The organism is Microbacterium sp. NPDC087591 (assembly GCF_044743625.1).
Lineage (GTDB): Bacteria > Actinomycetota > Actinomycetes > Actinomycetales > Microbacteriaceae > Microbacterium.
On the sequence record NZ_JBIUWU010000003.1, the window covers coordinates 14152 to 26204 of the forward strand.

Here is a 12053-nt window from a genome sequence, read left to right on the forward strand (position 1 = left end):
ACGAGCGTCAGAGAAGCGGATGCGGCCGAAGGCATGCCGCGACGATAGCGCGCCTTCCGCCGCATCCGCAAATCTGGCCCGTCATGTGGCGTCGCGCGTGCTCCCCGGTGCCGCGAAGAAGTCCCGCTCGTGTGCGCTGGACAGGTCGAACGCGCGCTGCATGCGGGCGCGGGTCGCGTCGTCGGCCCTCGCGGCGGTGTCTGTGACGTACGCGACCGCCTGCGCCGTCGCCTCCGCGAACGCAGGGTCGGCGTAGGTCGCGAGCCACGAGGCGTAGGGATGGTCCGGATCCTGCGGACGGCTGCCGAACGCCCCGGCGTGCAGCCGCTCGCCGAGGTCGGTGTAGAGCCAGAAGCACGGCAGGATCGCGGCGATCAGCTCGGGGTACCGGCCGTCGAACGCGGTGGCGCGCAGATGGTCGAGGTACGCCACCGTGGCCGGCGCGGGCTCTGCGGCGAAGGTCGCCGCCGTGACCCCCTGGGCAGGAGTGAGCCACGAGGCGTGCAGCTCCAGCTCCCCGACGATCGAGCCCTGAGCGGACTGCGCCCAGAACGCCTGCTCCGCGGACGTCGGGGCCAGCCGCGCGGCCTCCGCCAGCACGCGGGCGTACTCGCGCAGGTACAGCGCGTCCTGCGCGAGGTAGAAGACGAACGGCTCCCGCTGCAGCGTGCCGTCGGCGAGCGCGCGGATGAAGGGCAGCGCGTCGATCTCGGCCCTCGTCTCCGCGATGCCATCCCACCACGCGGCGGCCACGTCCGCGGCCGGCGGACGGGTCGTCAGCCCCCCGCGGTTCCAAAGTCCTGCGAAGTGGTGGACGGGTCCGTGTCCCCGGCCCACATCGAGAGCGCTGCTCTCTCGGAGCGACTCCCGCAACCAGGAGCGTGCGTGCGCGACGGCCGCGGCGGGATCCAGTCCGCGCGCGAGCAGGGTGGCGATCGCAGAGGACAGGGAGCATCCGGTGCCGTGCGTGTTCACGGTGTCGATGCGCGCACCGGCGAACTGCTGCCGGATGCCGGCTGCCGCGTCGATGAGGGCGTCCGGCGCCTCCTCGGCATCGGGGTGCCCGCCCTTGACGAGCACCGCTGCTCCGATCTGCGTCGAGAGCGCGTCTGCGGCGGCCAGCGCATCCGCCCAGTCGTGGATCTCCCGCCCCACGAGCACCGCGAGCTCGGCGAGGTTCGGCGTCGCCACGTGGGCGCGCACGAGCAGCTCCCGCAGCGCCGATTCCGCCGCGGTGTCCAGAAGCCGGTCGCCGCTGGTGGCGACCATGACCGGGTCCACCACGACGATCGGGGGACGGACCGCGTCCAGCCACGCGATCACGGTGCGCACGACCTCGGCATCCGCGAGCATCCCGATCTTGACGGCGTCGATGACGATGTCGTCCGACAGCGTGTCGAGCTGCTGCCGCAGGAAGTCCGATGGCGGGACGTGGATGGCACGCACTCCCTGAGTGTTCTGCACCGTCAGAGCCGCGATCGCTGCCATGCCGTATCCGCCGTTCGCGGCGATGGACTTGAGATCGGCCTGGATGCCGGCACCGCCGGAGGGATCGCTGCCGGCGATCGTGAGCACCCGGGGCACCGAGGCCGACTGCCAGCGTCGACGGAACTCCGCCGCCGCCGCAGCCGGAGCCTCTGCGGCGCAGAGCGCCGACACCACCGCGATCCCGACAGCCCCCGCCGCACGCAGCGGCTCGATGTCATCGATCCCGACGCCGCCGATCGCGACGCAGGGCAGGGGGCTGGCCTCCACGAACTCCCGGAACCCCTGGATGCCGAGGGCCGGCGGGTGGTCGGGCTTGGTGAGCGTCGGACGGATGACACCGACGCCGAGATAGTCGACTGTGCCGGCCGGGAGCGCGCGGACCGCGTCGAGGTGCTCCGGTGCATTCGCGGTGAGGCCGATCAGCGCGTCGGGGCCGAGCTCCTGGCGCGCCCGCAGCACCGAGGCATCGCCCTGCCCGAGATGCACGCCGTCGACTCTGGATCCCTGAGCCCGCGCCGCGACCGCGGCGTCGAGGCGGTCGTTCACCACGAGCAGCGCGCGACCGTCGATCACTGCCGAGAGTGCGAGCAGCTGCTCCACGACGTCACCGTCCGACGCGTGCTTCTCGCGGAGCTGAACGATGCGCACGCCGCCGTCGACCGCCTCCCGGACGGTCTCGACCACACCGCGTTCGCCGCACAGCGCCGCATCGGTGACCAGGTAGAGCGAGAGGTCGGCGCTCACCGGCTGCTCTCCTCGACGCGCGCGGCGGTCACGAGGTCATCCGGCTGCACGCCGGCGAGGGCATCGAGCAGAGCGACCGCGAAGCTGCCGGGTCCCACCGACGCCGCGGCAGCGCGCTCTGCGGCGATCGTGTACACGAGCGTGGCGGCCGCGACGGCGCCGAGCGCGGAGATCCCGGTCGCGCGGGCGGCCCCGAGGAAGGCCGCCATCACGGCGCCGAGCGCACAGCCCCCACCGGTGACGAGCGTGAGCTGCGGATCGCCGTTCGCGATGCGGATCACGCGCTCCCCGTCGGTGATCAGGTCGACCGGTCCGGAGACGGCGACCACGCTGCCGTACCGGTGGGCCAGTGTGGCAGCCGCGTCGGCCGCATCATCCGTGCTGTCGGTCGCGTCCACCCCGCGACCGCCGCCGCTGAGTCCGGCGAGCGCGAGAATCTCCGACGCATTGCCGCGCACAGCGGTGGGACGCAGCGCCACGAGCTCCTGCGCCAGGGCGGTACGCACCGGCAGCGCGCCGATCGCGACCGGATCGAGCACCCAGGGAGTGCCGGCGGCCGACGCTCCCGCTGCGGCCTCCCGGCTCGCGGTCCGCTGCTCGGGCGTAGGAGTGCCGAGGTTGATGAGCACGCCGGAGGCGACACCGGCGAACATGCCGCTCTCCCCCACGATGTCGACCATCGCCGGAGCAGCACCGACGGCGAGGAGCACGTTCGCGGTGAAGCCCGTGACGACCGCGTTGGTGATGCAGTGCGTCAGGGGCGGAGCGGCTCGCACCCTCTGGAGCAGCACCACCGCCTCGGATACGACGACGGAATCGGACGATGGACGCAGACGATCGCTCAATGCGACATCCCTTCGCTAGTACGAACTAGATCAGGTTCGACGGGTCTGTTCTCAGCCGCGGTCGCGGCACCCCGTGTCACTGATCGCAGTCTAGCGAAGGGGCGGTTCTGCTCGGGTGAGTCCGGCCAGCAATGCACGTTCGTCTTCCCGCGCGAGGCCTGCGCGCCGCTCGCGGTCGACGCCGCGCGCGATCTCATCGGCCACGACACGGGCGATCGTGTCGTCGATCGACCGCAGCACTCCCCCCGTCCGGTGGAACGCCGCGTTCGATCGCGTCATGAACCCGGTCATGTCGGCAGGCAGCCACAGCGGCAGGGACCTCTCCCCCGCCCAGTACGCGACGCCGTGGTCTGCGAGCCAGTCATCGTCGCCGACGACAGTCTCACCACGGTGGCCGGCCGCATTCCGGATGCGCAGGAGCACCTCCCGCAGCGGATGCCGGTCGCCGACCGCGTTCACCGCACCCCTGACTCCGGCCGACGATGCCGTGACCACGTAGGCGGCGAGATCGTCGACGTCGATCACCTGCGTCGCGCGGCCCTCGAGCGGTGGCAGGAGCACCCGATCGCTCCCGGCCCGCGCGAACGCCGCCGCCCAGTAGCCGAAGCGGTCGCTGGGGTCGCCGTCGCCGACGATCAGCCCAGGGCGCACGATCAGCGCCCGGTCGCCGAGGGTGCGCACGTGCTCCTCGGCGGCGACCTTCTCTGCGGCGTAGTCGTAGGCGTCGCCGGGCACGGCTGCCTGATGCACGGGAGCGGATTCGTCGGCGCCCGGGGTCGCTTCATCCGCGTAGACAGACACCGACGAGACGTACGTCCATCGGCGCGCACGTGCTCCGAGCGCGGCCACAGCGGCAGCGACGTGATCGGCCCGCGAGGAGACGTCGACCACGTGATCCCAGTCGCGCGCGAGCCGGTCGTACGCATCGGAGCGGTCACGGTCACCGCGCACGAGGGTCACTCCCGGCGGCTCCGGCCGTTCGCCACGGGCCAGGCAGGTCACCGCGGCCCCGTCATCCGCCCAGCGGCGGGCGATCCGCCCGGAGAGCCAGCCGGTTCCCCCCAGGATCAGCACGTCCGTCATGCACCCATGACACCAGCATCCGTGGCCGCGGGGAAGTTCTTCCGCTCAGAGCAGAGGGATCGTCACTCAGCGGTGGGAAGCTCGTCGATGCCGGCGAGCCGCGGGACGGTCCAGGTCGGATCCGGCCGCCAGTCGCGCCATTCGGCGTCGAACGGCCAATCCCCCGCACGGAACGACGCGATGGCCGCATCCGCGTGGCGCTCGATCTGCGCGGCCTGCTCCGCGCTGAGACGCCCCTGTTCGATCGCGGCGACGACCTCGTCCTCGTCCTTCAGGTGGATTCCCCCGTCTGCATCGATCTCCACATCGAGGATGTGATCGGATGTGTACGTGTCGTGATCGGTGCGCAGATGCGCGTTCTCGAGATTCACGTACCAGCCCGCGAACTCCCATTCCGGACCGGTCATGTCGCTCCAGAACAGCCACACGGACCACGCGGCACCTGCCGGGGCGATCCGCAGGATGCCGTTGCCCCACCACTCCTCGACGACGCGCCTGCGCGGTTCGAGCCAGCGCCGGTCGAGCGGCACACTGCGCACCCGCTGACCGTCCGCCGCGCCCTGGCCCTCCTGCAGGGTTCCTGCAGCCAGCCACGCGACCAGACCACGTTCGTCGTCGCGCACCACCCGCATCGGAGTGATCGTCGACGGCTCCCCCTGCTGCCAGCCCGGCTTGCGGTAGTGCCAGTCGATCTGTGCACCGGGCGCGAGGAACGGCCCCTCGCCCAAGGGGCGTACGCTCTCGGGCACGGCCGCCGGGGTGCTCTGCGGAAGGATGCTCATCCCGTCACGCTACCCCGGTCGGCCTGCGCCGTCGGTGCGATTCCGCCGCCTGCCCCTGGTGCTGCTCAGTCCCGGATCGCCGCGCCGAAGCGCTCGGCTGCGACCGCGACACCGGCGAGCTTCGCTTCGGACGCCTCCGCCGACGTCAGCGTGCGATCGTCGGCGCGGAAGCGCAGGGCGAACGTCAGGCTCTTCGAGCCGGCGGGAACACCCTCGCCGCGGTAGTCGTCGACGAGCCGCACGGACTCGAGCAGGGCGCCGGCGCCCTCGGCCAGAGCGGCGCGGACATCGCCGGCGGCCACATCCGCGGGAACCGTGAGCGACACGTCCTGAGTGGCTGCGGTGAAGGTCGACAACGACTCGGCGACGACCCGGCGTCCCGCCAGCGACAGGATCAGGTCGAGGTCCAGCTCGAGCACGATCGCCCGTCCTGGCAGATCGGCGTCGTCCGAGACCACGGGATGCAGCTCACCGACGTAGCCGACCTCGGCGCCGTCGACCTGCAGGGTTCCCGTGCGTCCGGGGTGCAGAGCGGCCCGCTGAGACTGCACGACGTCGATCTCGACACCGGCGGCGCTCGCGATGACCCGTGCGGCGTCGAGCGCCTCGGACAGACCCGCAGGCTCGGCCGGACGGCCGGGCTGACGCGCCACGATGTTGCCCGTGAGCAGCAGCGCGAGGTGGCGGTGCTGCGGCGGGATCGAGGCGTTCAGCGCGGCGAGGGTCTCGTCAGAGGGCCGCACGCCCAGCGGCGGGACGTCGTCGGTACCGTAGGTCACGCCCGGCTCCGGCAGGAACACCGCGCCGCTCTCGAAGATCGCGAGATCCGTGAGCCCACGAGCGATGTTGCGATGCGCCGTCTGCAGCAGGCCGGGCACCAGCGAACGACGCAGGAACGGCGCCTGACCGTCGAGCGGGTTCGCCAGACGGATGCTGGGCAGGTGCTCGCCGGACGCGGAGCCGTGCAGGTCGTTCTGCGCCTCGGTCGTGAACGGGAACGCCGGGGTCTCGACGAAACCGGCGGCCGCGAGCGCGTCGGCGACCCGGCGGCGGCCCTGCTGCAGCGGCGTGAGGCCGCGGCCGGACGGCGGCGTCGGCAGCACCGAGGGGATGCGGTCGAGTCCGTGGATGCGAGCGACCTCTTCGGCCAGTGTCCACTTGTCGGTCAGGTCGGGGCGCCAGGTGGGCGGGATGACCGTCCACCCCTCGTCAGCTTTCTCGACCTCGGCGCCGATCGTGGTCAGCGCGCCGGTGATCTCGTCGTCGGTGTAGTCGACGCCGATGAGGCCCTGTACGAAACCGGCGGGCAGCTCGATCTCGGCGACGAAGACCTCGGCGAACAGGGCGCCCCCCTCGTCGGTGAGCGTGCCGCCCGCCAGCTCGACCATGAGGTCGGCGGCGCGGCGCGCGGCGACGAACGGGATGAGCGGGTCGACACCGCGTTCGAAGCGCTTGGACGCCTCGCTGGGCAGCTTGTGCCGACGGGCGGTGCGAGCGATCGTGACCGGGTCGAACGTCGCGGCCTCGATCAGCACGTTCGTGGTGGTCTCGCTCATCTCGGTCGTGCCGCCGCCCATGACGCCGGCGAGACCGATGGGGCCGGAGCCGTCGGTGATGAGCAGGTCCTCGACGTGGAGCGCGCGCTCCTGTCCGTCGAGCGTCGTCATCTTCTCACCGGGCGTCGCACGACGCACCGTGATGCCGCCGTCGAGCTTGTCGAGGTCGTAGCCGTGCAGGGGCTGCCCCAGTTCGAGCATGACGTAGTTCGTGATGTCGATCAGCACGCCGAGCGAGCGCATGCCGGCGAGCGTCAGCCGCGCGATCATCCACGGCGGGGTGGGACGCGAGGGGTCGACACCGCGCACCACGCGCGTGACGAACTCGCTCGCACCGACGCGGCCGCGCACCGGCGCGACGTCGTCGACGACGGTCGTGTGTCCGCTGCCCGGCTGCAGCTCCGCGAAGTCGCGCTCGGCGGGGTCGCGGAACGTCGCTCCGGTCGCGTGCGAGTATTCTCGAGCGACACCGCGCAGCGAGAACGCGTAGCCGCGGTCGGGCGTGACGTTGATCTCGACCGCGACGTCATCGAGCCCGAGGAGCGCGATCGCGTCGGTGCCGACGGGAGCGTCGATGCCGAGGTCGGAGAGCACGACGATGCCGTTGTGCTCATCCCCCAGCCCGAGCTCGCGGGCCGAGGCGATCATGCCGTCGGACACGTGACCATAGGTCTTGCGCGCGGCGATCGGGAAAGGTCCGGGAAGCACGGCTCCCGGCAGGGTCACGACGACCTTGTCGCCGGCGACGAAGTTGTGCGCGCCGCAGACGATACCGCGGATGCCGCCGTGCTCCTCGCCCACGTCGACCTGGCACCAGTTGATGGTCTTGCCGTTGGACTGCGGCTCGCCCTCCAGCGAGACGACCTGTCCGACGACGACGGGACCGGAGATCTCGAAGCGGTGCACGTCCTCCTCTTCGAAGCCGACCGTCACCAGCGCCGAGAGGACATCCTCCGGCGCGGCATCCGGTGCCACATCGACGTACTCACGCAACCACGAAAGCGGGACGCGCATCACACCACCATCCCGTACTGCTCGCTGAAACGGACATCGCCCTCGGCCATGTCGCGCATGTCCTGCACATCGCTGCGGAACATGAGTCCACGCTCGATGCCCATGCCGAACGCGAAGCCGCTGTACACCTCGGGGTCGATCCCGGCTGCACGGAGCACGTTCGGGTTGACCATGCCGCAGCCGCCCCACTCGATCCAGCGCGCGCCGCCCTTGAAGGTCGGGTGCCACAGGTCGAGCTCGGCGGAGGGCTCGGTGAAGGGGAAGTAGTTGGTGCGGAAGCGCGTCTTGGCCTCGGCGCCGAAGAGCTGCTTCGCGAAGTGATCCAGGGTGCCCTTGAGGTGCGCCATCGTGATGCCCTTGTCGATCACGAGGCCCTCGAACTGCGTGAAGACGGGCAGATGCGTGGCGTCGAACTCATCGGTGCGGTACACGCGACCGGGGCACAGCACGTAGATCGGCACCTCGCGGTCGAGCATCGAGCGCACCTGCACGGGGCTCGTGTGCGTGCGCATCACGAGGTGACGAGAGGTCGGGTCGACGTAGAACGTGTCCTGCTCCTGGCGGGCGGGGTGATCCACGTCGAAGTTGAGCGCGTCGAAGTTGAACCACTCGTGCTCGAGCTCCGGTCCCTCTGCGATCTCCCACCCCATGCCGACGAAGATGTCGCAGACCTGGTCCTGCAGGAGCGTGAGCGGATGCCGGGCGCCGACCCGGGTGCGCGAGGGCACGGCCGTGATGTCGATGCGCTCGGCCTCGAGGCGCGCGGTGACCTCGGCGGCCGCGAGTTCGGCCTCCTTCGCCGCCAGCGCCTGCGTGACCTGACCGCGGCCCTGGCCGACGAGCTTGCCGAACGCGGCCTTGTTCTCGGGGGCGACCTGACGCATCGACGCGTTCAGGACCGCGAGCGGCGATCCTTCGGCGACGTGCGCGGCACGAACGGCTTTGAGCTCGGCGGTGTCGGCGGCGGCACCGATCGCGGCGAGCGCTGCGGCGACGGCCGCTTCGACGGCTTCTGGGGTGATCTCGGGAGACTCAGACACGAGATAGGAGTCTACCGGCGCGGGGCGACGGGGTCAGACGAGCACACCCGTCAGATGCCCGGAGTCGGAGTCCCTCCGAACCCACTACCACCGCGCTGCAGGGTGATGAGCTCGGTGTCGGTCCCGTCCTCGTGCGTGCGCGGATCGCCACCGGCCGCGATGGCGCGGACCTTCGGCGAGCGCCGCGTGCGGATCTCGACCCAGCGCGCGATCCCCGAGAGGATCAGGCACATGATGATGTAGATGCCGCCGATGACGAACGCGGACTGCAGGATCGGACGTCCCTGCTGCGAGGTCAGCTGCTTGGCGTAGTACAGCAGCTCGGGGTACGTGATGATGAAGCCGAGCGCGGTGTCCTTCATCGTGACGACCAGCTGGGCGACGATGACGGGGAGCATGGCCCTGATCGCCTGCGGGAGCAGGATCAGGCGCATGACACCGCTCTTGCGGAGACCGATCGCGTAGCCGGCTTCCTTCTGTCCCCGTGGGAGGGATTCGATGCCGGCACGCAGCACCTCGGCCAGCACCGATCCGTTGTAGGCCATGAGCGCGATGACGACGGCCCAGTACGGGTCCATCTTCACCCCCACGACGGGGAGCCCGTAGTACAGCAGCATCATGAAGACCAGCACGGGGACAGCGCGGAAGAGCTCGGTGATCGCTGTCACGGGGAGGCGCACCCAGGCGTGCTCGGAGAGCCGGCCGATCGCGAGCACGAATCCGAGGACGATGCTCAGCACGGCGGCGAGTGCGAACGCGGCCAGAGTGTTGCCGAGCGCCTTGAGGATGCCCATCCACACGTTCGAGAACGTGAAGACGTACCACTTCTCGGCGGAGAACTGCCCGGTCTCGAACATCCGCAGGATCACGAAGCCGACGATGGCGAGCACCACGGCGACCGTGACGATGGCGAGGATGCGGTTGCGGGCGATCGCCCGGGGTCCGGGGACGTCGTACAGTACGGAGCTCATCGCGCGATCCTCCATCGGTTCTCGAGATGGCGTTGCAGCCAGCTCATCAGCAGGACCAGCACCACGAACACCACGGCGACCCAGAGCAGGACCTCCATGGGGTTCCCAGGGCGGTCGGCGGAGTCGTTGATCGTGGACCGGAGGGCCGCGAGCTCGGCGATCGAGAAGCCCGCCGCGACGGTGGTGTTCTTGAGGAGCGCGATGAACACGCTCATCATCGGGGGCACCACCGAGCGGAAGGCCTGGGGAAGGATGACCAGCGTCATCACCTGCCCGAACGGCAGTCCGATCGCGCGAGCGGCTTCGGCCTGGCCCACCGGGACGGTGTTGATGCCGGCCCGCAGCACCTCGGCGACGTACGTCGCGGTGTAGATGCCGATGGCGAGGATGCCGAGCACGGTGTTCGACAGATCAGGCAGCCCGAGCTGCGGGTAGCCGAACACGAAGAAGAAGAAGACGAGGGTCAACGGGGTGTTGCGCACGATGTTGACGTACAGCGTGCCCACGCTCCGGGCGATCGGGATCGGTGAGACGCGCATGGCGCCGACGATGATGCCGAGCACCAACGCGATGATGCCGCCGATGAAGAAGACGAGCAGCGTGTTGCCGATCGCCTTGCTCCACAGGTCGAGGTTGCCGAAGATGACGTCCACGCCACCCTCCCTTCTTCAGGCTGGGTGGGGCGGCCTCCGCGGAGGAAGGCCGCCCCGTGTCAGATCAGTACGCGTCGACCGCCGGCTGCTCGACCTTGATGCCGGAGGAACCGAGGTTCTTGTCGAAGATGGCCTGCCAGATGTCGCCGCCGTCGGTGAACAGCTCGTTGATGTGTGCGCGCAGCACGTCATCGCCCTTGGCGAGTCCGACGCCGTAGTTCTCCTCGGTGAACAGGCCGCCGGTGACCTTGACGTCGTCCGGGTACTGGGCGGCGTAGCCGATCAGGATCGCCTGGTCCGTGGTGACCGCGTCGACCTTGCCGTCGATCAGGTCCTGGACGCAGGCGGAGTACAGGTCGTACTCCTGCGTCTTGATGTCGGGGAAGTTCGCCTTGATGTTCTGGATCGGCGTGGAGCCGGTCGCCGAGCAGACGGTCTTGCCGTTGAAGTCCTCGAGCGCATCCGCGTCGTCCGCATCCGCCGCGACCAGGAGTCCCTGACCGGTGACGAAGTAGGGACCGGCGAAGTCGATGAGCTCCTTGCGCTTGTCGTTGATCGAGTAGGTGCCGACGTAGTAGTCGATGTCACCGTTCACGATGGCCTGCTCGCGGTTCGCGGAGGCGATCGGCTTGAACTCGATCTTGTCCTCGCCGTAGCCGAGCGAGGCGGCGATCCAGCGGGCGATGTCGACGTCGAAGCCGGTGCGCTCCCCCGAGGTGACGTCGAGGTAGCCGAGACCGGGCTGGTCCTCCTTGACGCCGATGACAACCTTGTCGCGCTCCTTGATGGCGTCGAACGTGGGGCTGCCCTCGAGGTTCACGTCGCTCGCGACCTCGAACCAGGTGCTGTCCTCGCCGCCTTCGTCGCCGGTGCCTGCTCCGGGGCTCGACGGCGTGCCGCTGTTGCAGGCCGTGAGTGCCAGCAGCGCCGTGGCTGCGATTCCGATGCCTGCCAGTGTCCGTGTGCGTCGCATGTGCGTCTCCTTCGTGTGCTGTGTGTGCAGGGTCTGTGGGGTGCGATCAGTGCGTGAGGAGCTTCGAGAGGAAGTCCTTGGCGCGGTCGCTCTTCGGGTTCGTGAAGAACTCCTCCGGCGTGGCCTCTTCCACGATCCGGCCGTCGGCCATGAAGACCACGCGGTCGGCCGCCTTGCGGGCGAATCCCATCTCGTGGGTGACGACGATCATCGTCATGCCGTCGCGCGCGAGGTCGACCATCACGTCGAGGACCTCGTTGATCATCTCGGGGTCCAGTGCGCTGGTCGGCTCGTCGAACAGCATCACCTTGGGCTGCATCGCGAGTGCACGGGCGATCGCCACGCGCTGCTGCTGACCGCCCGAGAGCTGAGCGGGGAGCTTGGAAGCCTGCTTCGCGATGCCCACACGCTCGAGGAGCACCATGGCCTCCTTCTCGGCATCCGCCTTCTTCAGGCCGCGGACCTTGATCGGGCCGAGCGTGACGTTCTCGAGGATCGTGAGGTGGGCGAAGAGGTTGAACGACTGGAACACCATCCCGACATCCGCCCGCAGGTTCGCGAGACCCTTGCCTTCGGCAGGGAGCTCCTTGCCGTCGATGCGGATCGAGCCGCTGGTGATCGTCTCGAGCCGATTGATGGTGCGGCAGAGCGTCGACTTGCCGGAACCGGACGGGCCGATCACGACCACGACCTCACCGGAGTTCACCGTGAGATCGATGTCGGTCAGTGCCTGGAAATCGCCATAGTGCTTCTGGACGTTCTCTACCACGACGAGGGCCGTATCTGAGGTCATCATTTCTCCAAACTAGCCACGTGGTGTTGCCCGCTCCACACAAACGGGACGAGATTTACACGTTCGTAATGCCGAGGACGTCGGTGATCCGCGTGCAGGCACAGGTGTCCC

10 protein-coding genes and 1 riboswitch are annotated in these 12053 nt (G+C 69.6%); all 10 genes read right to left on the bottom strand.

The window, feature by feature from the left end; all coding sequences use genetic code 11:
- Window positions 1-81 precede the first annotated feature (81 nt).
- Window positions 82-2232 (bottom strand): bifunctional hydroxymethylpyrimidine kinase/phosphomethylpyrimidine kinase, encoded by a 2151-nt coding sequence (locus tag ACIOVG_RS14575; RefSeq protein ID WP_400874870.1) that lies wholly within the window; start codon window positions 2230-2232, stop codon window positions 82-84.
- The gene (gene thiM / locus ACIOVG_RS14580; RefSeq protein WP_400874873.1) at window positions 2229-3077 is read right to left on the bottom strand and encodes a hydroxyethylthiazole kinase; all 849 of its coding nucleotides are present in this window, start codon (window positions 3075-3077) and stop codon (window positions 2229-2231) included. Before thiM ends, ACIOVG_RS14575 begins: the two co-directional genes overlap by 4 nt.
- Window positions 3068-3161: riboswitch (TPP riboswitch) on the bottom strand. It overlaps the preceding gene by 10 nt.
- Before the next feature lie 6 nt (window positions 3162-3167).
- A complete protein-coding gene (locus ACIOVG_RS14585) occupies window positions 3168-4160 on the bottom strand; it encodes an NAD-dependent epimerase/dehydratase family protein (RefSeq protein WP_400874876.1) in 993 nt (330 codons plus the stop codon).
- A gap of 62 nt (window positions 4161-4222) precedes the next feature.
- Window positions 4223-4942 carry a DUF402 domain-containing protein gene (locus ACIOVG_RS14590; protein ID WP_400874878.1) on the bottom strand — a complete coding sequence of 240 codons (720 nt, stop codon included), beginning with the start codon at window positions 4940-4942 and terminating at the stop codon, window positions 4223-4225.
- A 65-nt stretch (window positions 4943-5007) separates the two neighbouring features.
- Window positions 5008-7512 carry a phenylalanine--tRNA ligase subunit beta gene (pheT, locus tag ACIOVG_RS14595; RefSeq protein WP_400874880.1) on the bottom strand — a complete coding sequence of 835 codons (2505 nt, stop codon included), beginning with the start codon at window positions 7510-7512 and terminating at the stop codon, window positions 5008-5010.
- Window positions 7512-8552, bottom strand: coding sequence for a phenylalanine--tRNA ligase subunit alpha (gene pheS, locus ACIOVG_RS14600; protein WP_141871369.1), 1041 nt, complete (start codon window positions 8550-8552; stop codon window positions 7512-7514). The genes pheT and pheS overlap by 1 nt, the downstream gene beginning before the upstream one ends.
- A 50-nt stretch (window positions 8553-8602) precedes the next feature.
- A complete protein-coding gene (locus ACIOVG_RS14605) occupies window positions 8603-9523 on the bottom strand; it encodes an amino acid ABC transporter permease (protein ID WP_247630678.1) in 921 nt (306 codons plus the stop codon).
- On the bottom strand, window positions 9520-10176 hold the full coding sequence (locus ACIOVG_RS14610) for an amino acid ABC transporter permease (protein WP_400874884.1): 657 nt from the start codon (window positions 10174-10176) through the stop codon (window positions 9520-9522). The genes ACIOVG_RS14605 and ACIOVG_RS14610 overlap by 4 nt, the downstream gene beginning before the upstream one ends.
- Window positions 10177-10240: 64 nt before the next feature.
- Window positions 10241-11149, bottom strand: coding sequence for a glutamate ABC transporter substrate-binding protein (locus tag ACIOVG_RS14615; RefSeq protein WP_247630680.1), 909 nt, complete (start codon window positions 11147-11149; stop codon window positions 10241-10243).
- 46 nt (window positions 11150-11195) lie between these two features.
- Complete coding sequence (locus ACIOVG_RS14620; RefSeq protein WP_400874887.1) at window positions 11196-11945, bottom strand: amino acid ABC transporter ATP-binding protein; 750 nt, start codon at window positions 11943-11945, stop codon at window positions 11196-11198.
- Window positions 11946-12053 lie beyond the last annotated feature (108 nt).